General features: G+C 43.1%; 23 protein-coding genes. 13 read left to right on the plus strand and 10 right to left on the minus strand.

Annotation, left to right across the window (positions count from 1 at the left end; translation table 11 throughout):
• Window positions 1-77 precede the first annotated feature (77 nt).
• Window positions 78-467, minus strand: coding sequence for a DUF423 domain-containing protein (locus IE165_RS02495; protein ID WP_189625031.1), 390 nt, complete (start codon window positions 465-467; stop codon window positions 78-80).
• Window positions 468-651: 184 nt separating this feature from the next.
• Between IE165_RS02495 and IE165_RS02500 the strand changes: the two genes are divergently transcribed.
• From IE165_RS02500 to IE165_RS02520, 5 genes are all read left to right on the plus strand, one after another.
• Window positions 652-3273, plus strand: a complete 2622-nt coding sequence (locus tag IE165_RS02500; RefSeq protein ID WP_189625032.1) for a PQQ-binding-like beta-propeller repeat protein — start codon at window positions 652-654, stop codon at window positions 3271-3273.
• A gap of 121 nt (window positions 3274-3394) precedes the next feature.
• Window positions 3395-4405, plus strand: coding sequence for a DHH family phosphoesterase (locus tag IE165_RS02505; RefSeq protein ID WP_189625033.1), 1011 nt, complete (start codon window positions 3395-3397; stop codon window positions 4403-4405).
• Window positions 4406-4427: 22 nt separating this feature from the next.
• Window positions 4428-5399: an FKBP-type peptidyl-prolyl cis-trans isomerase gene (locus IE165_RS02510; RefSeq protein ID WP_189625034.1), complete on the plus strand. Its 972-nt coding sequence runs from the start codon at window positions 4428-4430 to the stop codon at window positions 5397-5399.
• 116 nt (window positions 5400-5515) lie between these two features.
• Complete coding sequence (locus tag IE165_RS02515) at window positions 5516-6298, plus strand: TatD family hydrolase (protein ID WP_189625035.1); 783 nt, start codon at window positions 5516-5518, stop codon at window positions 6296-6298.
• A 9-nt stretch (window positions 6299-6307) separates the two neighbouring features.
• Window positions 6308-7330 carry an asparaginase gene (locus IE165_RS02520; RefSeq protein WP_189625036.1) on the plus strand — a complete coding sequence of 341 codons (1023 nt, stop codon included), beginning with the start codon at window positions 6308-6310 and terminating at the stop codon, window positions 7328-7330.
• Window positions 7331-7394: 64 nt separating this feature from the next.
• Here IE165_RS02520 and IE165_RS02525 read toward each other — a convergent pair whose 3' ends face one another.
• The 5 genes from IE165_RS02525 to IE165_RS02545 form a co-directional block, all read right to left on the minus strand.
• On the minus strand, window positions 7395-8144 hold the full coding sequence (locus tag IE165_RS02525; RefSeq protein ID WP_189625037.1) for a YoaK family protein: 750 nt from the start codon (window positions 8142-8144) through the stop codon (window positions 7395-7397).
• The gene (locus tag IE165_RS02530; protein ID WP_189625038.1) at window positions 8128-8622 is read right to left on the minus strand and encodes a hypothetical protein; all 495 of its coding nucleotides are present in this window, start codon (window positions 8620-8622) and stop codon (window positions 8128-8130) included. The genes IE165_RS02525 and IE165_RS02530 overlap by 17 nt, the downstream gene beginning before the upstream one ends.
• Complete coding sequence (locus IE165_RS02535) at window positions 8615-9136, minus strand: hypothetical protein (RefSeq protein WP_189625039.1); 522 nt, start codon at window positions 9134-9136, stop codon at window positions 8615-8617. The genes IE165_RS02530 and IE165_RS02535 overlap by 8 nt, the downstream gene beginning before the upstream one ends.
• Before the next feature lie 191 nt (window positions 9137-9327).
• Window positions 9328-10686 (minus strand): HAMP domain-containing sensor histidine kinase, encoded by a 1359-nt coding sequence (locus IE165_RS02540; protein ID WP_189625040.1) that lies wholly within the window; start codon window positions 10684-10686, stop codon window positions 9328-9330.
• Complete coding sequence (locus IE165_RS02545) at window positions 10686-11393, minus strand: response regulator transcription factor (protein ID WP_189625041.1); 708 nt, start codon at window positions 11391-11393, stop codon at window positions 10686-10688. Before IE165_RS02545 ends, IE165_RS02540 begins: the two co-directional genes overlap by 1 nt.
• A gap of 289 nt (window positions 11394-11682) precedes the next feature.
• On the opposite strand from IE165_RS02545, the gene IE165_RS02550 reads away from it, so the two are divergent.
• Window positions 11683-12339, plus strand: coding sequence for a DinB family protein (locus IE165_RS02550; RefSeq protein WP_189625042.1), 657 nt, complete (start codon window positions 11683-11685; stop codon window positions 12337-12339).
• A 1-nt stretch (window position 12340) separates the two neighbouring features.
• The gene (locus tag IE165_RS02555) at window positions 12341-12790 is read left to right on the plus strand and encodes an SRPBCC domain-containing protein (protein WP_189625043.1); all 450 of its coding nucleotides are present in this window, start codon (window positions 12341-12343) and stop codon (window positions 12788-12790) included.
• Between the two features lie 61 nt (window positions 12791-12851).
• Here the strand turns inward: IE165_RS02555 and IE165_RS02560 are convergent, their stop codons facing one another.
• On the minus strand, window positions 12852-14402 hold the full coding sequence (locus IE165_RS02560; RefSeq protein ID WP_189625044.1) for a SusD/RagB family nutrient-binding outer membrane lipoprotein: 1551 nt from the start codon (window positions 14400-14402) through the stop codon (window positions 12852-12854).
• Window positions 14403-14407: 5 nt separating this feature from the next.
• Window positions 14408-17590, minus strand: coding sequence for a SusC/RagA family TonB-linked outer membrane protein (locus IE165_RS02565; RefSeq protein ID WP_189625045.1), 3183 nt, complete (start codon window positions 17588-17590; stop codon window positions 14408-14410).
• A 285-nt stretch (window positions 17591-17875) separates the two neighbouring features.
• Here IE165_RS02565 and IE165_RS02570 point away from each other — a divergent pair, with 285 nt between their 5' ends.
• From IE165_RS02570 to IE165_RS02590, 5 genes are all read left to right on the plus strand, one after another.
• A complete protein-coding gene (locus IE165_RS02570) occupies window positions 17876-18481 on the plus strand; it encodes a hypothetical protein (protein WP_189625046.1) in 606 nt (201 codons plus the stop codon).
• 55 nt (window positions 18482-18536) lie between these two features.
• Window positions 18537-19607, plus strand: coding sequence for an AI-2E family transporter (locus IE165_RS02575; protein WP_189625047.1), 1071 nt, complete (start codon window positions 18537-18539; stop codon window positions 19605-19607).
• 95 nt (window positions 19608-19702) lie between these two features.
• Window positions 19703-20746, plus strand: a complete 1044-nt coding sequence (locus IE165_RS02580; protein ID WP_189625048.1) for a sensor histidine kinase — start codon at window positions 19703-19705, stop codon at window positions 20744-20746.
• Window positions 20743-21498, plus strand: a complete 756-nt coding sequence (locus IE165_RS02585; RefSeq protein ID WP_189625049.1) for a LytR/AlgR family response regulator transcription factor — start codon at window positions 20743-20745, stop codon at window positions 21496-21498. The genes IE165_RS02580 and IE165_RS02585 overlap by 4 nt, the downstream gene beginning before the upstream one ends.
• Window positions 21499-21666: 168 nt before the next feature.
• Window positions 21667-21939: a hypothetical protein gene (locus IE165_RS02590; RefSeq protein WP_189625050.1), complete on the plus strand. Its 273-nt coding sequence runs from the start codon at window positions 21667-21669 to the stop codon at window positions 21937-21939.
• An 88-nt stretch (window positions 21940-22027) separates the two neighbouring features.
• Here IE165_RS02590 and IE165_RS02595 read toward each other — a convergent pair whose 3' ends face one another.
• Window positions 22028-23347, minus strand: a complete 1320-nt coding sequence (locus tag IE165_RS02595) for a PQQ-dependent sugar dehydrogenase (RefSeq protein WP_189625051.1) — start codon at window positions 23345-23347, stop codon at window positions 22028-22030.
• Between the two features lie 439 nt (window positions 23348-23786).
• Window positions 23787-24041, minus strand: coding sequence for a hypothetical protein (locus IE165_RS02600; protein ID WP_189625052.1), 255 nt, complete (start codon window positions 24039-24041; stop codon window positions 23787-23789).
• Between the two features lie 336 nt (window positions 24042-24377).
• Between IE165_RS02600 and IE165_RS02605 the strand changes: the two genes are divergently transcribed.
• Window positions 24378-25712 carry a cytochrome ubiquinol oxidase subunit I gene (locus IE165_RS02605; protein WP_189625053.1) on the plus strand — a complete coding sequence of 445 codons (1335 nt, stop codon included), beginning with the start codon at window positions 24378-24380 and terminating at the stop codon, window positions 25710-25712.
• Window positions 25713-25724 lie beyond the last annotated feature (12 nt).

The raw sequence follows: 25724 nt of genomic DNA on the forward strand, positions 1-25724 counted from the left end.
CGGCTATTTCAATTTAGATTTAAAAAACTACACGCTCGCTAGGAGGTATCGTTTCTCACCTTTAACGCTTGCTGCAATCACGAACGGTTTCTTAACGCCGCAACAAACAACCCTCCCCAACCTATGATGAAACACAAGCCGCCCAGTGGCGTGATTGGTCCTAACATCGTCAAACCTTCCAACCCAATCAGGGAACGTATACTAAGTAAATACAGGGAGCCGCAGAACAACACAATCCCTAACATAAACGCTATAAAGGAAATGCGTATGGATGCATTTTTAGCCCTTGAAAAGGTAGAAAGAAACAATAACGCGAAGGTATGATAAAATTGATATTGGTTAGCTGTAGCCCACGTTCCCATATGATAATCGCTAATCTTGCCTTCCAGCCCGTGCGACCCAAACGCCCCTAATATCACAGCTGTCAGACCAAAAAAAGAAGCTGCTAATATAATTTGTTTATTCATAAAGGAGATAAAATTCTATAACGTATGTTTTGCGCTTATAAATGTATAAAAATAAAAGCATATTGTGTTTTCATTTTCTGCTTTTCTCCGCTTAACATACTTCTGCCGAACGCATATTCCGTTGTTTTGTTCCTGCTTTACTTTTTATTTTTTTATTTTTGACTTTGTTACAGGTTTGTGCGCAATGAGAAATACCATCATACTATCTATATTATTGTTTGTCGCAGTTATCGGCGCTTCCATATATTACTTCACTGATTTAAACGGCAGCGAGAAAGAAGGCCTTCGACCGCTCAGTTTTTTGCCAAAGGAAACTTTTTTGGTCAGCAGCTTTCATAACGACGCAATCACAGACAACATTTTCAAGGACTTTGAAATCTTTGAGGCGTTGGTTGGTAAAGGAGAAATGAAGCAATGGCAGTTTTGGAAAAGCAAGCTTTTACGAAACGCTGCTTTACAGCCCTATGTGAATGGAACGGACATCCTCATTTCTTTTCACCCATCGGGAGAAAAAATTGTTTCCCTCTTTAGTATACCAACCAATGAACGTATACAAGGAGCCGACTTAGAGACAATGATACGTGAAGCGGCTAGCGATTATGAAGTGACCGCCCGCGACACGTTGGGTGTACGTATTTTTGATTTGCACGCTGACAGTAAAGACAGCATATTTCATATCACTTATTACAAACACATAATTTTTGCGAGCTATTCAGACAGCCTCATCTATAAAGTAACAGATCCAAAACAACCGAAGCTGAGCAAAGCCGCCATAGACTATTTTGTAGAGAACAACAGCAGAAACTCTCCATTATGTGTTTACTTTGTACACGATCAAATAGACCACATTGCTCGTCACCTGATGCGCGGCCAGCCAGGCAGCTACCTCGAGCTTTTCCGCTCAGTCGGAGGCCAATCTGCTTGGAATCTGAACTTCAAGAATGACGCATTGATTTTGAGTGGTGAAAGCGAAACCATGCGCGAGCGCAAGAATTATCTTGAAGTATTTGGTAGACAAAGTAAAACTACGCAAAGTCTTTTCAACTATTTCCCGGAAAATACCGCATCCTATATGGCATTTGCGATCAGCAGCTCAGCAATGTTTCACGACGATCTGCAAAAAATGTTTGATGCTCGAGGGGAAGCAGACCGGTTATCTAATTTGTTTCAGCAGTCAGCGATCGATAGCGAGCTATTGACAAGTAAGGATACACGTCAAATATTTGGAAACGAATTTGCTATCGTCGAACAGAGCAATCAAACGATCTTAGGCTTTATCAAGCTGAATAATTCTACTGAATTTAGTCGGCAGATCGATTTGATTTCGACTCAAACGGGCGATTCGCTTTTCCGTTTCGACCATGCCAATATGCTTTACGCACTTTTCGGCGACCCATTCAAAGCATTTAATAGACCTTATTTTATCCGCATCGGAAACATTGTAGTCCTCGCCAGCAGTCAAAGTGTGTTACAGGATTTTAAGCGCGATTGGGCGCGGGAAAATCTCCTAATCAATACACTCGGCTTTAAAAACTTTGAAAGAATACAGGGAAATGAGGCTAATGTAACCTATTTCCAACGGATGCGAAGCTCGTCATCGTTAATCAGTAATTTACTGAAACCAGCCTTCCGATCGGATTTTCGCCATAATTCAGACTATGGCTTCCAAGACTTTTATTCTTGGTCTGTGCAAATTTCTGGTAACAACGGTGATTTTCTATCGAGTATTTACGGCATCTATAAAAGCAAGACCGCTTTAGGTGCAACACCAGAATGGACCTATGCATTTAAAAACCGTCCAATAACAGCACCTCAAGTTTTTGAGCATTCTGATACCAGCCAGTTTATTCTGATACAGGAACAAGACCATACCGTCCATGGCATACATCCGTCTGGAAAGCAGCTGTGGTCAGCCGTTTTTCAAGGCCGGGTGGTTGGTCAAGCCCAGCAACTTGCGGATCGATCCATTGTATTGGTCACAGACCGCAACCGTTTATACAGGTTTGACAGCAATGGCAATGGATTGCCTGGATTCTCCCTCGGTTTGAGCAGCGAGCCGAGCTATAGCCCGACGATTGCCGACGTCGGCGGGGAACAGCTTATTTTTATCCCGGCGGGGAACGAATTGCTGGTATACGGTCTAGATGGGAGGCGCATGGAAAAATGGACTTCAGAAAAGCTAGCCGGCAGAATTTTATTTGATGTAAAGGTACGGAACAATGAGGTGTTTGTGGGCACAGATAACGGCTATTTTTACCAGTTCGATGCGATGGGACAACTTCTTCGAAAAGAAGTCGTGGAAGGCAGTCACTTTCGCAGTCCCATCGCGTTCCTGAGCACGTCCGATCAAAGCCTGTCGCTTGCCGCGGTCGACACTGCTAGCAACCTGGTAACGGTCGATTTTAAAAACCCGGCGATAAAGCGAAAAATTGGGCCGTGGCACGGGAAATCCGTATTTGCTTTTGATCAAAGCGGGTCGTATCCTGCCGGTAGACTTATCGTGTTAGATGGCAAAAAACTCGTCGTGAATCAATTTCCAGATGGCCAGTTAATATACGATTTCACATTTACGCAGGTAGTGGATGATAGACCTCAGTTTTTTGACAATGCCGGTAACGGAAAGCTGATGGGGATTGCTTCACGTGAAAATGGCCTCATCTATATTTTTGATGAAAAAGGCTCCGTCATCGAAGGTTTTCCGATTGAATCCATGCCGCTATATTACTACGGAAAAATAGATTACAACAGTCCAACGTTCCTCTTGAGCGTTAGAAGGGACCGAAAGTTATATGCGTTTAAGAAGTAAGGTTTTCTCCAAGCAACGGAAGCTATGCAATTTGCACCGCGATTTACTACCGTAAAGACTTGTTGTCAAAAAATTTCTTTAACCAACAAAATTATAGTAGGTTTGCAATCTTAGAATATTTATGCTGACAGGACAAATACATTTACGTTTACTTTCCGAACCTAAGAATATCGTTATCACCACCCATCATAAGCCTGATGGCGACGCCTTAGGCTCTTCATTGGCTCTATATCATTGGCTAAAAGCGAAGAGACATGCTGTGGAGGTGGTGCTTTCTTCCGATTTTCCAACATTTTTGGACTGGATGCCAGGGCGTGAAGACGTAATTATTTATCCGACAGCGAAAGATAGGGCAACGGATTTACTCCAGCATGCCGACATCATCTTTTGTTTAGATTACAGTGCCCTCAGCCGAACTAATATTTTGGAACCCATTATCCAACACGCCGCAGGGCAGAAATGGATGATCGACCATCACCTTGATCCGGAAGATTTCGCGAGCCTACGGTATTGGGATCCAAGTGCTGCTGCGACTGCGCAGTTAATCTACAGTTTTATCTGCACGGTGATTGGAGACAAAGAAGGATTAACAGCCGAGATTGCTACCTGCTTGTATGCAGGGATCATGACAGATACTGGCTCGTTCCGTTTTCGTTCCACAACTTCCGCCGTGCACCAGATTATCGCTTCGTTAATCGATGCAGGAGCGAGAAATTGGGAAATACATGAGCGAGTTTACAACAGTTCTACAGAAAGCCGCTTGAAGTTTTTGGGTTACTGTTTGTTAAATTGTTTGGAAGTGATTCCAGCATACAATACGGCCATTTTCTCGGTCAGCAAAGAGGATTTACAGCAGTTCAACGTAACGACAGGCGATACAGAAGGTTTGGTCAATTATGCACTTTCCGTCAAGGGAATTCGATTAGCTGCTTTATTTATTGACAGAACCGAATTAATTAAATTATCTTTGCGATCTATTGGAGACATTCCATGTAATGAAATTTGTAAAAAGTACTTTAATGGGGGCGGGCATTTAAATGCTTCTGGAGGAAGTTCGAATGAGGAGCTTAGTCAGGTTGTCAACAAATTCAAGTCTATTTTACCAGCTTATAAAGAAATATTAACAACATAAATTTAGTGATTAGATCAGAAAAATGAAGAAATCGATTTTATTCCTTTCGGCAGCTGTAACCGTGTTAGCGACTGCAGCTTGCCAAAATTTCAAAAAAGGTGATGGTGGTCTTGAATATAACATCGTAAAAGATGCCGGCGCAGAAAAAGCCCAAGCAGGCGATTTATTATCGGTAGATATGATTGTAAAATCGGATCGCAAAGATTCGTTATTACAAAGTACATACGACATCGGTTTGCCGCAGATTATCAATATTGCCCCTGATTCCATTCCAGGATTGTACGCCGGCGATTACAATTCGATGTTCAAGTTTTTGGGCGAAGGCGATAGCGCCATTTTCCGTTTGAATCTGGACACGATGGCGGCAAAAACTGGCCAACCAAAACCGGAATTCGCCGACAAGTTTGTCACGTTTACCGTAAAGGTTAGAAAGCACTTTAAAAAAGGAACGTTGACGGATTCTGCTTTGTATGCGCAGATTGACAATTACTTTAAAGGAGAAATTGAAGGCTTAAAGAAAGCTGAAGAAGGTAAATTGGCCAGTTACATTGCGGATAAAAAACTGGAGCCTAAGAAGACCGCTTCTGGCCTTCAGTATGTAATTGCCGAAGAGGGAAAAGGAAATAAGGTTGTTGTAGGTGATACTGCAGTGGTAAGTTATACAGGTAGACTCGTAAACGGAACCATTTTTGATACAAACAATGCGGAACTGGCAAAGAAAGAAAACAAGTTCAACCCAATGCGTCCGTATGAACCGCTACGTTTTCGTGTAGGACACGATCCTGTTATTCAAGGTTGGACGGAAGGTTTCCAATTGCTAAGCAAAGGTAGCAAAGCGACATTTTTAGTACCTTCTAGCCTAGGTTACGGCGAACGTGGCGGCGGGACCATCCCTCCATATGCACCACTCGTTTTCGAAATCGAGGTTCTTGATGTCGTCCCAGGCCCTAAAACAGACGCCCCTGCTATCGATTCGGTCGCAACAAAAAAATAAAAATTTTATCAATTTGATAATGAAAACGCAAGATTACTAAAAGTCTTGCGTTTTTTTGTTGTAATTAGGTCTTCTAATGCGAAAAGCCTAATTTAGCGAGCATTATCAACAGCATTATGTCCACTAAACCCTATACCCTAACCGACACGCATACACATATCTATTATCATCCAGTGGGGATCGCACTGGACGAACAGCTTGCTCGGTGCTTCGAAAAAGGGATAGATCGCTTGTTTTTACCGAATGTGGATAGTGCATCCATGGATAGCGTATTGGCAGCGTCCAAAGCGTACCCCGACAACTGCTTTCCGATGTTGGGTTTGCATCCCTGTTCAGTGAAAGCTAATTTTAGGGAGGAGTTACAGGTTATCGAAAAAACGTTGGCCAAGCAAACTGTTTATGCTATAGGAGAAATTGGCCTTGATTTATATTGGGATAAGACGACTCTACCTTGGCAGAAAGAAGCCTTTCGTATACAGGTAGATTGGGCCAAGTCGTTGGGTTTACCCATAGACATACATTGCCGCGAAGCGTTTGACGAACTATTTGCATTGCTAGTCGAACTGCAGGATGACAAGTTGTTCGGCATTCTACACTGTTTCACCGGAACATTGGAGCAAGCTCATAGAGCAATTGACCTCGGTTTTTCATTAGGTATAGGCGGTGTGGTAACGTTTAAAAAATCTGGATTGGATGCCGTCGTTCGCGAGATTGATATGGCGCATATCGTTTTAGAAACCGATGCGCCCTACCTTGCGCCTGTACCCTTCCGTGGGAAGGAAAATGAGAGCAGTTACTTGGCGTACATTGCACAGAAAGTAGCTGATATCAAAGAAATGGACATTCGACATATCGCTGCTATTAGTACAGCAAATTCAAAAAAAATATTCGGTATATAGCGCTTCACCATGCATAACATATTCATTATTTACACAGGCGGTACAATAGGGATGGTGAAAGATCCTGACACCGGAACATTTGTGCCTTTCGATTTCGAGCTGATTGCGCGGAACTTACCCGATTTGGCGCGTCTAAATTATAAATTGACGGTACATTCCTTTACACCGATCATTGACTCGTCAAATATGAAGCCCTCCATTTGGGTGGAGATGGCACAAATCATAAAAAACAATTACGACCACTATGATGGATTTGTGATTCTACATGGATCGGATACGATGTCGTTCTCTGCATCCATCTTAAGTTTTATGCTGGAAGGATTGCAGAAGCCAGTTATCCTCTCCGGATCGCAGTTGCCAATCGGAGAAATCCGAACAGATGCCCGCGAGAATATGATGACCGCTTTGGAAATTGCATCGGCAAAAGAAAACGGAAAATCGATCATACAAGAGGTTTGCATTCTTTTCGACAACAAACTCTTTCGAGGAAACAGATCCTTTAAATACAACTCCGCGAAGTTCGAAGCATTCCGCTCGCCTAATTATCCCGTGCTTGCCGAAGCGGGCATTCATATCAACTACAACAGGGAGGCTTTGTTGGACAATACCGACAAACAGTTTATCATGCATACGCAGTTAGATAACCACGTAGGGGTGTTAAAGCTATTCCCCGGCATCAGTCCCAAATTCATTCAATCGATCTTGGACGCCGACGTACGGAGCATCGTTATGGAGACTTTCGGTTCTGGAAACACAATGACTGACGGTTGGTTTTTGGAAATGCTTGCCAAAGCCGTTGACCGAGGTAAAAACATCTTGGATATTTCGCAATGTAAAGTTGGTTCCGTCGAACTGGGGCGCTATGAAACGTCGCAGGGTTTGAAAGCGATTGGCATTTTAAATGGTTACGATATGACTTTCGAAGCTGCTGTCACGAAGCTGATGTATCTCCAGGGGCATTTTAAGGACCAGGAATCAGTAGCGTTTTGGATAGAGCAAGACATTCGTGGAGAACTTACAGTAAACGATTGACGTCCCTAAGCAAGGATATTACCTAAAAAGTTTCAAATTCCCGACTGCCCGAAGGTCGGGAATTTTATGCGGAACAAGCCTCTTTATGCCTTCTGTCAAACAGGTGCTTCACGCGGGTTAACTTGTAAAAGTCATACAGCGCAATGACCAATAAAATGAGACAGGTGAGGTAAAATGTACCGTTTTCTAAATATAAGTAGCCAATGCCTGCAAACACACCTCCACAGACGTAAGCAGTCATGATGGTCAATAGCAAATGGAATTTATCGACCAACGCCTTATTTTGTCTATTTTGACGTTTACTAAACATGGAAACCAAAATCGCTAAGTCGGTTGTTAGCCCGGTCAAGTGGGTGGTTTTCACGACCGAATTTGAAATGCTTGCGGTTAGTCCGTTTTGCAGTCCCATGGCAAAGAGCAGTGCAGCGACCAGAAACTCTGTCTCCTGTAAAGAGTTTGTGTAAAAAAAGTCGAGATACAGTCCCACGAAAAGGATGCTCAAAAATTCCAATACGACCGGAATAGCATGGGATATATATTGGCTCCACCGGCCTCGGCCCTGCACAATGACGAGATTGGAGAGGAAGCTACCGGTGAAAAAGAGGGAAATCCACAAAAGCACGACAGCTCCTTGGTACCAGTTGCCTTTACTGAGTTCTTGTGCGAAAACCGCATAGTAGCCCGTAACGTTAGAGGTGAACGCAAAAAACACGGTCACCGAGGCAACGTTGACCATGCCTGCAGAAAAAGCGGTCAATGCCCCCAACTTCACATTATCGCTTTGCGTACGATGATTACTATATTTTCTCAGCATATCGACCAGTAGGATCTTTTCTCTCTAATACAATCTCTATGATACCTTTGACCTGCAGATCAAAATTAAGGTGTAACACGAGTCTTTCCGCACTTATCTGCTGGATTTGAAAACTTTCGATGGGTTTACCATTTTTTCGTAGTTCCAAAACATGTCCTCGACCTTTAATGAGCCATTTTAAGTCCCGATTTGCGCTTGCATCCGCTGCATAGAGCGTCCGATCTTCTCCAAACTTCCATACACCCAAGTGCAGTTCTTCAACATCTCGTAGAATTTCTTTTCTTAAACCTTCTTGCAACTGCGAACTTGATGCCAATTCTGGCGAAGCATTGTCTTTCTCTAGACGCCACTCTTTCTCTACCCACTCCCCTTGAATCAGACGTTCCGGGCTTTCGTAATAAATCACCACCAAACTGCTGCCAATCAACAATGAGGCAATAAATGCATACATTACTATAACAAGTCTATCTCTACTCATAGCTAACCCTCCAATCTTTCCTGAAAAAGAAGCTATCCATGCTATCTATTCCTTCGACCACTTGTTTCTCTAAACTCACTGGTATAGTGGCTACACCAATATGATATACATGTTCTTTTAATAATTCCGTGATATCAAAGACGTTGCGTTCCTTGGAGGCAAATGTATATCCTTCTGGCAATACAATATGCGTAACGCGACTTCCTTTGAAATAGTTTCGTAAATACCGACTGTTTCTTGATATCAGTAAATCGCAATACATACCAACCAAATTGTTTTTAAAGCGGGATCTGATCATCTCGCAGCCCTTGATAAAGTCCGCGCTTTCCAGTCGAGCCAAGTGATCTTCTTTTGTGATGCCTAGGAGGCTTGTAATGGAATCTCCGATATCATATCCACAAGCAAGCACAAGCTCTACTTTCCGATCTGTACGTTTCTCCATGAAGTCTAAGACGATACGAAGGGAATATACACTGAAATCAGTCGGAATGAGAACACATGCTACATTTTCCATACTTTGCCATTTTTTCAAATATACAGTAGTACCATAGCAATGGGATGAAACACAGATTAGTTTTCCATTAGACTTTTAGCATAATCGTTAAAATAAGATTAGAAACGGTTGCCAGATTAAAGCAGTATTAAAAATGGCGGTATTGCAGAGAGCGATGCACTATTTCTTCTGCATCAGCCTTTCAACGTTGGCTACAACAGTCTGCTGTCTATACTAGGCAACTCAATGCGGACGGTAGTACCTTTGCCTAATGTGGAAGCCACGGAGAGCTGACCGTTGTGCATTTTGATGATGTTACGCGCGAGTGGAAGGCCGATGCCATAACCTGAAAAGTTTGCCGTGTTAGACGCTCGGAAATACGGATCATAGATGAACGACATTTCTTCTGCAGGAATTCCAATACCTTCATCCCGAATAAGTATCAACACCCCCTTATCGAAAGCACCCAACGCCACATAGGCCGTATGGTTGGTTGAATATTTGCAAGCGTTGGAAACGACATTGGAAATAGCCAGTTGCAAAAGTGGGGCAGATCCATTTACCTTCAACTTTATACTGTCATCGGGCAGCATACTGAAGTCCGTTTTGATGTGGAAGTGTTCATTTATAGCTTTTACAGTCATTTCGGCATCCATGATAATTTGGTCAATGCGTACAGGTTTAAAGTTAAGGTTGTTATTTTCAAAGCCTGTACGGGCCAATAGCAACAATGCACTAGTTTTTTTCTCCAAATTCTCCGCCGCATCCGCAATCTTTTGTATCGAATATTTATATTCGTCGACATTGCGTTGCTTTGACAACGCCAAATCAGCGATACCGATAATGGAAGTGAGCGGGGTGTTCAACTCGTGGGATGCATTACTTATAAAATTTTTCTGCGTTTCGAAAGAGGTTTCAATTCGCGTCAGCATTTGGTTAAATGTATCGGCAAGTTTGCTCAGCACCCCGCTATCTCGCCCCACAGTAAGCCTCAGGTAAAGATTTTCCGAACCTATTTTCTCTACCTCACCGATCAATTCGCTGATCGGCTTTATAAAAGAGCGTTTAACCAATAAGGAAATGACGACCACAAAAAGTACCCCCAGCAGAAGTGCTACAATCAAGAGATTTCGAAGATAGTTCAGGTGATGGGTGTAGAAATAATTTTCGGCGGAAACGCCGAGTATATAATGTCGACCCTTTTGGAAATAATACTTTGTAGCATAGAATGTATTGCCAATCTTGAAATTGCTCGTGCCGGTCTTATCGATATGCTTCCATAGCTTTTTATCGAAACCACTGCTATGTATGATCTTGCCACTGGCATCCAGTTCCACAATAAATTCACGCTGCTTATTCAGTTCTTCGACGTAGCTCAAAGACCATCCAGTTGCAACACTTTTGCCGTAGAACATTTCTTCGGCAGCGAGGTTACGCCGCAATTCCAAGCGTTTATAGAAGTCTGAAAACGCAAAATTTGTAATGGAATACATAATAAACACCACAAAGGACGCTGTGTATACTACCAAAATGGCAATCAAGGAATACAGGATTTTGTTGTAATTACGCATCAGTTTTCAATCTTTAGCACATAACCCATACCAATAACGGTTTGGATAGCTTTAATCGGCGTGACCTTCTCGATTTTCTTGCGCAGGTAGTTTACATATACATCCACAACATTGGAACCTATATCGAAATTGATCCCCCAAACTTTATCCAATAGCTCGCTACGTTCAAACACCTTTTGGGGAGACTGTATAAAGAGCAGAAGAAGGCGATATTCCGTCGATGTGAGGTTTAATTCCTGTCCGTCGGCATAAGCGATTTTCTTGTAGTCGTCTATCTGCAAAAATTTATAGCGAAATACGCGCTTTTCCACGGATTGCACCTGTTTAGTTATCTCCTGTTTGCGGCGGATAAGGGTGCGCACCCGGGCCTTAAGCTCGATCAACTTGAAAGGTTTGGACAAATAGTCATCGGCCCCGCTATCCAAGCCCAGTACGACGTTCTCCGGACTACCCAATGCAGTGACCATCAGTATAGGCAAATCTGTATATCCCAGCACACGGAAGTTCTTACAAATATCCAAGCCGTTCATTTCGGGTAACAAAACGTCAAGGATGACCAGATCTATAGGATTATTTTGTAACGTATGCAAAGCATCCTCATATTTTTTTGCATGCAATACCTTATAACCGTCTTCCTCCAGCCCTTGCATAATGACCTCCGCCACATTTTTCTCATCTTCTACTAATAGTATACGCTGTCCGTCCATAGAAATTATCTTTGCTGCTTTGGTTTATAAATAGCTAAAATATGATATTTCCATGGATAATTGATAAGCTGGCTAATGCTAAACCCTAAAAAAATATATTCACGTACCCGATAATCTCCAGTAGCATAAGTGGGCATTAAACCTGACCGATATCCTAACTCGATCCGTCGTTATCAAAAATCTTGTCTTATGCAAAGAACAGGAGAACAAAAAAAACTTATACTTGTCTTAGACAAACAATTGCTAATGTTTCGAACTGTGGATAAATCAAATCTTTAAACAAGATCAAATGAAAAAAAACGTTATCAGCTGGTTATTAAGCTGCTCCATGCTCCCCTTGCTCGTTATCGCATTATCCTTTAGCGCGGTAGAAAAGACCAATGAAATTTATGCAATCGAAAAAGAGACACCGCCAGCTATCGATTCTTTATTACAATATTTCGAAGAGACGACAACAGACCTGACGACGCAAATACGGGGTCTCTCGGCACAGCAACTGGCTTTTAAACCTACGCCAGAAAAATGGTCTATAAGCCAATGTCTGGAGCATATCATCCTTTCCGAAACTATGCTATTCAAGATGGCAAAAGATGAGCTGCAAAAGGCGCCGCAACCACAGCGCCGCAAAGAAGTGAAAGTCTCGGACGAAGCGCTGATACAGATGATGGGCGACCGTACGCAAAAATTCCAAGCGCCACAGGAACTACAGCCAGTAGGAAAATATACAGATAGCGAAACAGCATTAGCAGAGCTCGCAGCCGCGCGTGCCCCTATCCTAGCTTATATCAGACAGGCGGATGAACAGGATCTGCGAAACCATATCAGTGAGTATCCCACTGGAACAGTAAACGGATATCAAAACCTTCTTTTTATTGCTGCGCATATGGCGCGGCATATCAAACAGATCGAAGAAATAAAAATGAACAAAGATTTTCCAAAAAAATAGCATGAAAAAATCGACATACAACATCGACATACAAGCCGGACGCGCGCATGTATTTCAAACTATGCTACAGCGAGAAACTTACCGGCTATGGACGGCAGCATTCCATCCAGCGTCCGATTTTGAGGGTGGCTGGAACAAAGGAGACAAAATTTATTTCCTAGGACCTTCGGAAGATGGAAAACGTCAGGGGATGATCGCAGAAATTGCAGAACATATCCCCGACGCATTCATATCCATCAGGCATTATGGCATGCTCGATGGAGAGGAAGAAATTACGACGGGCGAAAAAATTGAGCAGTGGGCTGGTGCAATCGAAAACTATACCTTTGAGGAAAAGAATGGCAATACTACGTTAACGGTGGATGTCGATACCGCCGACGAGTATATAGCGTATTTCGACGATACATGGCCTCGAGCACTTCAAAAGCTAAAGGAGCTTTGCGAAAATTAACAAGGGGTGATGCGTATATTTTTGACAACATATACACCACCCCAGCTGTTATTTATGTACCTTATTCATTGGTATTCCACCAAATCTTGGTACTTGTCAAATCGTCACCCTGATTCGTCAATGCGCGTTGATAGTTACCTCTATTGGTACTCTGTTCTTTCAGTGGATAAATAAATCGCACGGGCAACGCTGACCCCACCTCTGGCGTAAAACGATAGGTTTGCGTAATGCCTCCCTGTATTCCAGACCATATGACGTCGTCTTTTTTCACCAGAAACAACGGATAGCCTGTCCGCCGTATCTCGGACCACGCCTCTACACCTTGGTTGTACAAGGCTAGATATTTCTGTGTCAGCACACGTTCTTGATTTGCCGGTGGAAGTGCCGCAATGAATGCAGCAACCTCCGTGCTACCGACGCCCCATTTCTCCAATGACGCGCGCACACCGGTTTCGTACGCCTGTTGGTCCCAAGATTTGTACTCGGAGATGAGGAACTGAACTTCTGCAAATTCCTGCAGGATCTCCGCATAATCTGCGGCGTTCATTATCTCCCCCGGTAAGGAGATCGAGTCTGTCGGAAATAGATTGCCCGCCGCTAAGGGCAAACCATACGGCTGCCCCACATACGCCCCTTTAACATTGGGCTTCGCATATTTGGCCAATCTCGGATCTGCTACCGTAAAAGGACCGCGTTTGCCTTGCAACGCTTCGACTAATACGTGAGATACCGCAAAGTCCTTCCTGTTGGCGATTACAGTTGCACGATAAAGCGGCGCTTCGTTCGGTGAGGTCGTCGTATACCTGAATGTCGCATTATCTGCATTTGACGTAAAAACGCCTTTTTTCAAAGCATCTTCGATATGTTCTGTGGCCAAAGAAACATCTTTCTTGGCAATTCTGTTGGCCATCCGGAGGCGCAAGGAGTTTGCAAACTTCGCCCAATTTGCGTTTTTCCCATGGTAAATTATATCAGCAGCACCAAATGTCGTGGCCGACCCATACTTGAGGAGTGTATCGGCCGATTGTTGCAGCTCGTTCAGTAGATCCTTATATATCTTCTCCTGCGTAGCGTAAGCTGGCGTTAAATTATCTGGGCTCTGCTGTAGCGCTTGAAAATCCGGATCCGCATTGCCATAAGATTGATAGGGAATATCACCAAATACATCAGTTAGGGCTTGGAAGGCGTAAGCCTTCAATATACGAGCCACCGCTATCTGGTTGGCATTCGTTCCGGCTGTGCCCGCTGCCGCAATAGCGCGCGTAGACTCGTCGGTATTTAATTTAATAATCTCGTTGAGGTTGTTTAACGCCTTGAACAAACCTGTCCAATAATTATCGGCATAGCTGTTGGTAACAACGTAGCGCGATTGATCTGTATAAATGTTTTGGCTGAAATACTGTGCATACAGCTGCGCACCACGCAGATTCATTTCTTCATTGCGTAAGGTATTCATCAACTGCTTTTCTGCACTCACTAATATGTATGGTGTGGACACCGCCGAAGGGCGATTTGGATCGGTATTTATTTCACTAAAAATATCTTTTGAGCAGCCTGCCAATACTGCAGATCCAACAATTCCCAGTATATAAATCAATTTAACAACTTTCATTTGTTTTAGAATTTAACGTTTACATTGAACCCAAAAGTGATAGGAACCGGAATGTTCCCTCCTTCTATCCCTTGCACATTTCCGCCACTGGAGGTGAATTCAGGATCGATATATTTACTTGTTGTGTAAATATTCCATAAATTCCTGCCATAAACGGATAGACCGAGATTTTTGATTAATTTGGTATCCTTCAAGGGAATGGTATACCCCAAAGTCACCTCCCTTAGTTTGATAAAAGTGGCATCGAAAATAGAAAATGTTGTCGGCCCATTATACTCGTTTCTTGCCCATTGTTGCGCCGTAATACGGGTATCATTTTCTACTGGATTGCTGACATGGTATGTACCATCTGGATCGAAAGTCACGTCGGCCTTCACACCGTCGAGTACCACGCCCGTTTCACGTACGTTATCTGCCGCTGTCTTGTCCAGGATGCCGGCATACATCCCAACCTTGTAGGTTTGCGAGAAGAATTTTCCTCCTACCCGACCATCAACCAAAAATCCGAGATTGAAATTTTTGTAGACAAAATTGTTTTGAAAACCGAAAAGAAACTTTGGCAATACAGAACCGAGCGGCACCAATTGCGAGGTCCGCATATACGTACCATCAGCCTGCACGACACGCTGTCCGTCATTTGCATATACAAAATCATATCCTAAAAGCTGCCCATAGGGCTGCCCTTCGCGTGCGACAAGATTGACGAGCGTGTTGCTTAGGCTTAGGGTGTTCACGAGATCATCTAGTTTGACAACTTTGTTTACATTTCGTGCCCAGTTGATGTTCGTGTTCCATTGAAAATTTTCTTTGCGTATCGGGGTAGCATTTAAGATGATTTCAACACCTTTATTGTCGACACGTCCTGCATTGAGGACTTTAGACTCATAACCAAACGCAGAGGATACGGGTACAGGCAATATTTGGTCGCGCGTTGTGTTGTTGTAATACGTCACATCAAAGCCCAAACGGTTTTGAAAAAATTGCATGTTTAAACCAGCCTCCCATGATTGTGTGATCTCCGGTTTCAGGTTTGCATTGTTGAGGACTGCCGGCAAACTGTATGAGGGTACGCCCGCAAAAGCTTGTTCCGCACTATAGACCTTATTCAACATGTACGGGTCGGTATCATTGCCCACCCAAGATACCCCTGCACGGACTTTCGCAAAAGATATCCAATCAACTTGGCGTATCGCGTCGAGCTGGCTAAACACGAAGCTACCGGATACAGAAGGATAGAAGTACGAGTAGTTGTTACTTGGTAGCGTCGAAGACCAGTCGTTCCGAACAGTTGCATCTAAATACAATACATCTCTATAGCCTAGTGAGGCACTTCCAAACAGCGAGCCTATACGCCGCTGATAGCGATAATTTTCAGTCAGCACGGATGAAGCATTTTTCAAGTTATAATAGTTGGGAATAATTAACCCGCCTTGCGTGACCGCATAATTAACTTTACGTTTCATATCTCGTATGTTACCTCCTATTAGCGCGTTTAACGAAAAGTCCTGCCACTGCTTCTTTGCCGTCGCGATAAATTCATAATTGTATTCGTTGAGGTTGTTGCCTGCTTCCTCATACTGCGACGCGCTTCGGGAGTAGACAGCGATCCTATCTTCGGAGCTAAAGCTGTAGACATCCCCATGCACCTTTGCTTGCAAATTCAACCAGCTGGTTGCTTGGTAATCCAAGCCTACATTGCCGTAAATCCGGTCTCGCTGTTCTTCCATATAGCTTTCGTATGCGGACCAATACGGGTTGTCAATAAAGCGGGTGGCCTCCGCTGCAGGCGTGTTCTGCCAGCCCGTTCTGTTCCAGGCCAAAGGTGTGCCATCGGCCCGTTTATAGTTTTCCAACAATTTGTAATCCACTTGTACTGCTCCCCACTGAAATGCTTCCAGCATAATATTTCTATTGGAGGCGCCCGCCCACGGCTTGCCTAACGACTGATTATTTACATAATTTAAGACGGAGCTTACCCGCAGTTTGCCCAATTGCGTGCTTCCAGAAAAGTTTAGGCTGTTGCGTCCGAGCGTTGAGTTGGGCGTGGTGCCACGCACATTCTTATTGGTATATGAAAGGCGGTAACTTGTCTGTCCACCACTCCCTGCGATGGCCAAATTATTGGTATTGGCTAAACCTGTACGGAAGAAATAATTCACATCGTTTTTAGGATACACCCACGGCGTGGCTTGCAAATATGTGGATGCATCCTCCGGGTTCAGGCTATACCACTGTAGTACAGGGGTGCCATCGAGTTTTGGTCCCCAGCTTTCGTCCGAGGCATAATCGACTATCTTATAATCCATGCCATTAATATTGACGGTTTGAAATGCAGTAGCATACCCCTGTCCATAAAGCTTTTGCCTTGACGGCAGCCGAACAATCTGTTCAAAGTCCATTCCTGTATGAAGAGAGATGGAGGTCTGTTCGCCGAGCTTCGCCTTTTTTGTGGTGATCATAATCACGCCGTTAGCAGCTCTTGAACCGTATAAAGCCGCAGAAACCGGACCTTTCAAAACCGAGATATCAGCTATATCATCTGGATTGATATCCTGGATCAAATTTCCCACATCCTTTCCCGCACTACCATTGATTGTAGCAGAAGAATTGAGATCCCTGTCGTCCAGTGGCGTGCCATCAACAATATAAAGAGGCTGATTATTGCCAGAAATCGAATTAATACCACGCAAGGTAACACGGGTCGATCCTCCCATATTTCCGCCAGAGCTGGTCACCTGCATGCCTGCTACCTTTCCAGACAACGCGCTTAGTGCATTGGTTGGACGGGTCTGCAATTCAACACCTCTCACCTCTTGTACTGCATATCCTAAAGCCCTTTTCTCTCGCGAGATACCTAGCGCGGTAACGACGACCTCTGTTAGCTCATCCGCTTCTGGAACTAATCGAACGGTTACCGTCCCATCTTTCAAATCGGTAATGGTATGCATCTCAAATCCGATGAACTTTACGGTAATGGATGGATTTTCTTCCTTTACAGTAATGGAAAAGCTACCATCACGATCGGTGATTGCTTGGACTTTTGTATGGTTGTCCGTAACCGTTGCGCCTACAACAGGCTGATTATTTTGGTCAATTACGCGACCCTTAAGTGAGGTTTGCGCATATAGCTGCCCCGTCATGGAGGCAAAAGCGATCCCCACTATACTTAGATAGTTTTTTGTTTTCATTAGAAATACTTAGGGTTGAAAATTCTTTTACAAGCTGTTCAATCGTTATCGGAGAATAATTTTCTATCAATTATCTCCTAAACACATTCGATAGATAAACGCAATAGCCATAGTTTCACGGTAGATGTAAATGATTTGATCGGCAAATGTACATTTATTCCATTAACTTAGTAGACTTTAAAGTCAGAAAAATGTAAAGCCTAGCACACTATAATAAAAAACCCTGATTTGCAGGAGAATAAAATTTAAAGAAACCTTTAGCAAACTGATACGTTATATGTGGGTATGAAAAGACTACCTATTTTAAACATGCTATTGGGATGTTATTTGTTTTTGGGGTCGTGTAACAATGCCCAGCAAGACAACAAACGACCTGTTAGCCCTCGTATTGACGACAGCACGCATGATGCCAAACTACAAGATTCTGTCCGCTACGAGCTTATCCATGATACAGATTCTATACCCGGGAATATCGACTATGCTGTTGCTTCCCAACTTAAGGAGCCGATACAAGCTATGGCTGCATTTTACGCAGCGATGGGCGGGAGCGGCTGCGATGGCGAAAAATGTAAGCTAACGACAGCTTTGGGGTTAGGAAGACAGGGGTCTGATGCGCATCAGACACTGATAACGAAATATTTCCCAAACGATAAAGTTGCGCAAACTGTTGTTGAGCAAGATTGTTATCTACGGCCTAGTGGCGCTTCCAATTTCTCTGATTACGACTACCTGCGTATAACAGAATATGGGGATAGCGTTCGTGTAGACTATAGATTGTTGCAATACAGCCAAGGGAAAGAAACTTGGACCGAAGGTCCTGACCTTTATGTCTTGGAAGACGAGGTTTTCCATAAGGTTAAGCGTAACTTATGGACATTCGTGGAAAAATAGAGACGACTGTCTGTATACATATCAAGAGATAAAGCGAGATTTCACATAACGAACTATGCAAACCCGCACTAATGTTTATCAGCTTTTGGCAATTGCTGTTTTTATCGGCGTCATCCTGTATTTTGCACGCAATATTTTAGCTCCCATTGCTATAGCGGGCGTGCTCGCCATGCTGTTTGTTGCGCCCAGCAACAGGCTGGAACGACACAAAATTCCTCGTTGGGCGACTGCTTTACTTGCCATAATCGTTTTAGTGTTGGCAGCCATAGGCTTATTTTTCTTACTAAATTGGCAATTACAGAGCTTTTCGGATAATTTGGATGCCATCAAAAAGAACGTCATGGAAGTACTAACGCGTGTTCAGGAGTGGGTAGATGATAGTTTTGGAATTGATAAAGACCAACAAAAGGCTATCGCTCAAGAAGAGATGAAAGCGGGTCAGCAGACCATCGGTCTGACGACAAGCTTTGCTGTTGGCTTTTTTAGTATGTCCGTGGACACCTTACTCGTTTTTGTTTATACTTACCTATTGCTATTTTACCGAGCCCGCATAAAGAATTTTATCTTAAAGCTTAGCAAAGATACGGGCAGGGCCAAAACGCAGGATATCTTAGAATCTTCTACGCAAGTGGCCGCCAAATATGTCAGTGGGCTTGCAAAAATGATTGTTGTACTTTGGATATTATATGGAATAGGATTTAGTGCTATTGGTGTTGAAAACGCACTGTTCTTTGCCATTCTCTGTGGTTTACTCGAGTTGATCCCCTTCGTAGGTAACCTGACAGGTACTGGCATCACTATTTTGGGAGTTATCGCACAAGGAGGAGAATCAGGCATGATTCTTTTAGTGATCGCTATCTACGCCCTTGTTCAGTTTATACAAACATATCTCTTAGAACCGCTCATTGTTGGCAATGAGGTTAACATAAATCCCCTTTTCGTGATTGTAGGCCTTGTGGTGGCGGAAGCCATATGGGGTATTTCAGGTATGGTATTGGCCATCCCCGCAATCGGAATCTGCAAAATAATCTGTGATAGGATTGATTCGCTCAAACCTTACGGTTACCTGATCGGCACAGAAAAGAAAAAGAGATTAAATTTGAAAAAAAAGAGCATAAATCGTTAACGCCGCGTTAATCCTAATGCATGATGGCGGCTGTGCCAACCGTCGTTGGTATTCGCAAAGAATCCCTTATCTTTGCTTGCAAAACAACGTAGCACATGGGTTTTGTACAAAATAGACATCGCTATCCATTAAAGTATTGGACAAAACGAAGTGCGATCTTTTCGCTCTGCATCGTCTCTATCTTAGTTATAGACTCACTTTATAAAGACCAAGGCCGGTTTTGGCTGAATACCGCAATCGCATTTGCTGGTTTGTTCGGCGTGATCATTTGCAACCTGCTGCTTCATGTGCATTTCGATGTAAAAGATCCAATCAAATCGCCGATAAAGGTCAAAATATTCGGTTATGTTCTAACCTTCGGTATTTGCCTGATGATGTTAGCGTTTTCTGCACAACTGGGAATGCTGACACACGAAGAATGTCGTATCATACAGGGTTCATCGCTCAATTTCTTTCTACTGTCCGGATTTCGCGCGGCCATTCTAGATTTCATTGTGCTTTTATGGCTGTATTTCTTAATGAACGATTACTTTAAAAATCAATTAGAACTGGAACGTTCGAAATTAGACAAACTTAAAGAACGCGCTGTAAACCAAATGCTGAGACAACAGGTGCAACCACATTTCCTTTTCAACGCGCTTTCTAGCCTAAAATCGCTTATTAAAAAAGATAGCACGATGGCAGAATCATATCTTCTTCAACTTTCGGATTACCTGCGCGGCAGTTTTATGACGTCCGACGATGGCCTAGCAACGGTCAAACAGGAGTTAAAGCTGTGTGAAGATTATCTATCTATGCAAAAGATACGTTTTAAAGAAGCCATTCAGTATAATATCGATGTATCAGCAAGCAGTTTCAAGGCTCATCTACCGATATTTTCCTTGCAGCCTTTGGTTGACAATGCCCTGAAACATAACCATTACACCATTGAAAACCCTTTGCATATTGATATCAGCCAGCAAGAGGGCTGGATTATCGTACGTAATAATGTCTGCGCGAGAAAACAAGCCACCGAAGATACCAACAACTACGGACTTAACAACCTCAAAGAGCGCTTCAGCTACTATATGAAAGATAGCGTCATTATCCAAGACCAAGGATCCTGTTTTGAAGTACATGTCAAAATCATTCACGCATGAGAACAATTATCATAGAAGATGAAGATCTGACAGCGGAAGATCTTGGGTTAACATTAAAGCGGATAGAGCCCAAAACAAATTTATGTGCTCGTCTTTCCAGCGTGAAGGAAGCCGTATCTTATCTCAAAACGAATCCTTCGATTGACCTAATCTTCAGCGATATACAGCTTGGCGACGGAGAGTCTTTTGATATCTTCCGACAAGTACCACCGAAAGTGCCCATCATCTTTTGTACAGCATATAACCAATACATGTTGGAAGCCTTCCAAACATTTGGATTGGATTATATACTAAAACCATTTTCGGATGACAGTATAGCAAAAACACTGGCGAAGTATCGGTTGCTACAACAGTCCTTCAACCCAAATACGTTGGAAATGGTGCATTCGGTGCAAGCTAAACATCCGGTCGAGAGTAGGAAAAAATCACTCATCGTGATCAGTGGCGATAAAATTATCCCCATTCAATTGCATGACATCGCGATGTGCTATATCGAGTACGATAATATTTTCGTGAAGACTTTTGCTGGGAAAGATTTTCTGGTTAACAAGTCGTTGGAAGAGATGGAACATATGCTAGGTGACGAATTCTTCCGGGTTAATCGACAAAATCTTCTAAAAAGGACGGCAATTGCCTTTGCCAATACGAGTTTGTCGCGAAAACTTATCTTAAATCTGCATGTGGATCATCCTACAAAAATTTCGGTGAGCAAGGAAAAGTATCAAGCCTTTATACAGTGGTTGGAAGGTTAACCATACCGATCATATCCATTCATTTCACCGACAAAAATGTCGCTTCGGCCTAAGATTTGTCCGCTTCAGCCGATTTCCACCTTTCGGTGTAGGACAATCAATGCATATTTGCAGTGTGTTAGCATCATTGATCGGTGCTTACAGGCTTATCAACAAAAATCGTTTACCATGAAGAAGTATGTATTGGTTTTTAAAACCTCTATCCGAACAATTTTGGAGCGGTCCCATCTCATCGCAAAGCTTTATACCGTGTCAAAAGAAGTAAAATTTGCGACGATCGATTTAGATGATGAAGACTTTATTCTGCGTGTCGAATCGACGCTTCGCAACGAGGATTTCATCTCTCGCTTTCTTCAGCTAGAAGGCCATCAAGTTTCCTTTTTAGCCGCGTTCGAGAAAGATGATCTTGGTCGCCCCCTATTGCAATCGGCCTATTACTGATATTGTTGGCCACTATCGCCATGCTGTACCTTTAGCTTGCCAAGCTTTCTTGCAAAGCTTGGCAAGCTAAAGGTGTGCTAGCAACATGCTATTCGTCGCGAGTAACGGCCCACACACTGTTCGCTGCGTCATCGGTGACTAACATGTAGCGTTTTGAAAAAGTGATAGAGACTGGCCTTCCATACACCTCACCTTTTGCCGCGTCACTAATAAATCCGGTGAGAAAATCTTGCGGATCTCCGGCGGGTCTACCTTTTGAAAACGGTACAAACATCACTTTGTATCCCGAAAAAGCGGATCGGTTCCATGAACCATGTTGTCCAATATAGGCCCCTTCTGGGAATCCATCTGCTTTACTGAAGGATAATCCTAGAGAAGCAGTGTGCGCTCCTACCGCGTAGTCAGGCGTTATGGATTTTTGTACGATACCGTCTGGAAGTTTATCTTTCCACCGCGGATCTACATGAGGCCCCCAATACGTATAAGGCCATCCGTAAAATCCATGCTCTTTAACACTGGTAATATAATCCGGAACAAGTTCGTCGCCCAGCTCATCCCGCTCATTGACGGCTGTCCATAAGGTGGACGTATGCGGCTCGATATCCATACCTACAGGATTTCGAATGCCAGAACTGAAGATTCGCTCATCAGAGCCGTCTAAACTAACTTCCAATATCGCAGCCCGACGTATTTCATGCTCCATACCATTTTCGCCCACGTTACTACCTGAACCGATCGATATGAATATTTTTGTGCTATCCGCATTCGGAATAATATTTCGGGTCCAATGGTTATTATATCCACCCGCTGGCAAGCTTACTATTTTTTCGCCCTCTTTAGCTATTTCACCATTCTTATACGCAAACCGCATCAAACCATCAGTGTTGGCTACGTAAAACCAATTCCCTAAAACTAACATGCCGAACGGCTGTGACAACCCGCTCAGCACAACCGATCGTTCTTCGGCAATACCATCTCCATTTTTGTCTCGTAACCGAATGATATTATTGGGGCTTGTGCTTCGAAATTTATTACGTGAATCCAATTTTTCCGCATCTTCATTATCTTTTTCTGTACGAGCCTGCGCAACAAATACGTCGCCGTTTGGTGCTACATAGATATGTCTTGGACTATTTAGACTATCGGCAAACTTGACCACCCGATAACCTCGTTTTGCAATCGGTGTCTTCCCGTCTTTCCAACCAACCACTTTGGCGAATTTATTTTTAGAGGGCGTTGCAAGCGGTTCTTGCGGCACTATCTGCATGCCGTATTCCAATTCTTTTGCAGCGGAATCTCTTTGGTCTGTTTCCGCGTGCCGAGCGCCCGGTCCGCAGCTTACAGCTAAATAACATATTGCAAACAAAGCGAGCAAAAGCTTTGCCCTATTTATCTGTTCTTCTTTCATCCTGTCTCTTTTTTATATGATGTTCGATCTTTAGAAGCAACGCATCCGTTCTCCTTAATGAGAACCAAGATAGCCACAAAAATGTTCTGAATTTCTTGCAACACGTACACATCAAACGGCGTTCAATCTTAAAGCGCAAACCTATACTGAATTTCAGCGCGCATGCGAGGATCTCTCCTCAACCCCTTTTCGCTATCCGTTTATTTTATGAGCAAAATAGAGGACGCACCAAAGCCAATTCATCCTCGACTTGTTCTAAAAAAAATTCAATTTTACACGGCGACAGCAGCGCCGAAAAAGCAAATGCTGAATGAGGGGATTGCTGTTGGAATATCACAGCATCTCCTTTACATGCCTGCACACGTATTGAAAAGGGTTAACCTGTGATTTCTTCAATCTGCATCGCAGATTTTGTATAGCGAAGAAAATAAAACCCTTATCAATCCGCTGCACTAAAACGTATTTCCTGACAGGAATGGATATCTCTGAAGTGGATGGATAGATGATCTTGTGCACCGTGGAGAAATTCATAATTTGGATTTGCTCGAAACGCACGTTCTATCTCTTGGAAAGATAGCAAAACGTCCCCATTATCCAAACATTCCTTAAAGACTTCTTCACTAAATGTCCCCAAAGTTCGATCCTCTGTACTCTTGATAATTTTTATTCGTCTTTCCGGCAATGTAAGTTCCATAATTCGTTATTTTCGTTAAAACCTGTGTTGCAAAACGACTTTTCACTTGACGTTAATCCACCTGCTGTCGCCGATTGATCAGATTGTAGAGAATAAACTATCATCCGTGCGAAATGTTCGAAAAAAAATTTTTTAGCGTACATCTACGCGCATATACCCGTATAAATGCAAACCAACTATTACTTCTCTTTCATAATCTTGGGTATTTGGTAGGAAAAGAAATTTAAAGCAATTATTTAGAATGATTATAAATTAAAATAATTCGTCCAATAAGTGGATGCCTTGCGATTTCGGATAGAAATAATAAATATATTTATTTCACAAAAGTCCTGCACTATGGAAGACATGATCCTCTACCACCGGCTTCAATTTGCCTTCACCATTACCTTTCATTACCTTTTCCCACAATTGACCATGGGGCTTTCACTGATGATCGTTTATTTCAAATGGATTTCTATTCGAACAAAAAATGAACATTACAACGACGCTGCAAAGTTCTGGATGAAGATATTCGCTCTTAATTTTGCAATGGGCGTTGTCACCGGCATTCCCATGGAGTTTCAATTTGGCACCAATTGGGCTAAATTTTCTGCTTTAACGGGTGGTATCGTTGGTCAGACATTAGCGATGGAAGGCATGTTTTCTTTTTTCTTGGAATCCTCGTTTTTGGGCATGTTCATATTCGGCGAGAAACTACTAGGACAAAAGCTACATTTTGTGACCGGTGTGATGGTATTTTTGGGTTCATGGGCTAGTGGGTATTTGATTATAGCTACACATTCTTGGATGCAACATCCTGTAGGCTACGAGATATTGGAAAACGGAACCTTCGTTCTCACGAACTTCAGCGCTTTGTTTAAAAACCCGTGGCTACTTCCCTCCTACTTGCACAACCAGGCAGGATCGTTGATCACAAGTTCCTTTTTTGTTTCCGCCGTGGGCGCATTTTATGTACTTAGCAATCGGCAAAAGCATTTCGGGCAAATTTTTCTAAAAGCGGGCGTAATCTTTGGTTGCATAGCTTCTGTCGTAGTAGCCTTTCCAACGGGAGATTTAGCGGCAAAAAACGTGGTTAATTATCAACCTGCCACCTTCGCTGCGATGGAGGGGATCTTTGAGACGGAAGATGGAGGCGCAGAGATCGTTTTGATCGGGCAACCGGATATGGTAAACAAAAAGCTAGACAATAAAATCGCCGTACCAAATATATTAAGTTTTCTAACCTACCAGCGTTGGGATGCACAAATAAAGGGATTAAATGAATTTGACGAGCATCAGCACCCTACCAATATCCCAGGCTTATATTTTGCCTACCATATTATGGCAGGCCTAGGTACGGTTTTTATTGCTATTATGTTGGTAGCAGCTTTTCTGCTATTTAGGAAAAAACTCTATGACTCCAACTGGATGCTGTGGATCTTAATGTTCATGATTCCATTCCCCTATATTGCAAACACTGCAGGCTGGTACACCGCAGAGTTAGGTCGACAACCTTGGCTGGTTTACAACCTGATGCGAATGACCAGCGGTGTTTCGCCCACGGTATCTTCAGGAAACACATTGTTCACGCTTTTAGGGTTTGTAGGGCTTTACCTGATGCTCGGTCTTTTGTTTTTACTATTGGTATTAAAAATCATCCGCAGAGGTCCAGAACCCCTATTAACACCTTAACATTTTTGCGCT

The sequence above is a fragment of the Sphingobacterium griseoflavum genome, assembly GCF_014653155.1.
In the GTDB taxonomy this organism is placed as follows: domain Bacteria; phylum Bacteroidota; class Bacteroidia; order Sphingobacteriales; family Sphingobacteriaceae; genus Sphingobacterium; species Sphingobacterium griseoflavum.

What these genes read in the sequence shown, in the direction of transcription:
- IE165_RS02495 (WP_189625031.1), bottom strand. Translation starts at nt 467, where the DNA reads ATGAATAAACAAATTATATTAGCAGCTTCTTTTTTTGGTCTGACAGCT.
- IE165_RS02500 (WP_189625032.1), top strand. Translation starts at nt 652, where the DNA reads ATGAGAAATACCATCATACTATCTATATTATTGTTTGTCGCAGTTATC.
- IE165_RS02505 (WP_189625033.1), top strand. Translation starts at nt 3,395, where the DNA reads ATGCTGACAGGACAAATACATTTACGTTTACTTTCCGAACCTAAGAAT.
- IE165_RS02510 (WP_189625034.1), top strand. Translation starts at nt 4,428, where the DNA reads ATGAAGAAATCGATTTTATTCCTTTCGGCAGCTGTAACCGTGTTAGCG.
- IE165_RS02515 (WP_189625035.1), top strand. Translation starts at nt 5,516, where the DNA reads ATGTCCACTAAACCCTATACCCTAACCGACACGCATACACATATCTAT.
- IE165_RS02520 (WP_189625036.1), top strand. Translation starts at nt 6,308, where the DNA reads ATGCATAACATATTCATTATTTACACAGGCGGTACAATAGGGATGGTG.
- IE165_RS02525 (WP_189625037.1), bottom strand. Translation starts at nt 8,144, where the DNA reads ATGCTGAGAAAATATAGTAATCATCGTACGCAAAGCGATAATGTGAAG.
- IE165_RS02530 (WP_189625038.1), bottom strand. Translation starts at nt 8,622, where the DNA reads ATGAGTAGAGATAGACTTGTTATAGTAATGTATGCATTTATTGCCTCA.
- IE165_RS02535 (WP_189625039.1), bottom strand. Translation starts at nt 9,136, where the DNA reads ATGGAAAATGTAGCATGTGTTCTCATTCCGACTGATTTCAGTGTATAT.
- IE165_RS02540 (WP_189625040.1), bottom strand. Translation starts at nt 10,686, where the DNA reads ATGCGTAATTACAACAAAATCCTGTATTCCTTGATTGCCATTTTGGTA.
- IE165_RS02545 (WP_189625041.1), bottom strand. Translation starts at nt 11,393, where the DNA reads ATGGACGGACAGCGTATACTATTAGTAGAAGATGAGAAAAATGTGGCG.
- IE165_RS02550 (WP_189625042.1), top strand. Translation starts at nt 11,683, where the DNA reads ATGAAAAAAAACGTTATCAGCTGGTTATTAAGCTGCTCCATGCTCCCC.
- IE165_RS02555 (WP_189625043.1), top strand. Translation starts at nt 12,341, where the DNA reads ATGAAAAAATCGACATACAACATCGACATACAAGCCGGACGCGCGCAT.
- IE165_RS02560 (WP_189625044.1), bottom strand. Translation starts at nt 14,402, where the DNA reads ATGAAAGTTGTTAAATTGATTTATATACTGGGAATTGTTGGATCTGCA.
- IE165_RS02565 (WP_189625045.1), bottom strand. Translation starts at nt 17,590, where the DNA reads ATGAAAACAAAAAACTATCTAAGTATAGTGGGGATCGCTTTTGCCTCC.
- IE165_RS02570 (WP_189625046.1), top strand. Translation starts at nt 17,876, where the DNA reads ATGAAAAGACTACCTATTTTAAACATGCTATTGGGATGTTATTTGTTT.
- IE165_RS02575 (WP_189625047.1), top strand. Translation starts at nt 18,537, where the DNA reads ATGCAAACCCGCACTAATGTTTATCAGCTTTTGGCAATTGCTGTTTTT.
- IE165_RS02580 (WP_189625048.1), top strand. Translation starts at nt 19,703, where the DNA reads ATGGGTTTTGTACAAAATAGACATCGCTATCCATTAAAGTATTGGACA.
- IE165_RS02585 (WP_189625049.1), top strand. Translation starts at nt 20,743, where the DNA reads ATGAGAACAATTATCATAGAAGATGAAGATCTGACAGCGGAAGATCTT.
- IE165_RS02590 (WP_189625050.1), top strand. Translation starts at nt 21,667, where the DNA reads ATGAAGAAGTATGTATTGGTTTTTAAAACCTCTATCCGAACAATTTTG.
- IE165_RS02595 (WP_189625051.1), bottom strand. Translation starts at nt 23,347, where the DNA reads ATGAAAGAAGAACAGATAAATAGGGCAAAGCTTTTGCTCGCTTTGTTT.
- IE165_RS02600 (WP_189625052.1), bottom strand. Translation starts at nt 24,041, where the DNA reads ATGGAACTTACATTGCCGGAAAGACGAATAAAAATTATCAAGAGTACA.
- IE165_RS02605 (WP_189625053.1), top strand. Translation starts at nt 24,378, where the DNA reads ATGGAAGACATGATCCTCTACCACCGGCTTCAATTTGCCTTCACCATT.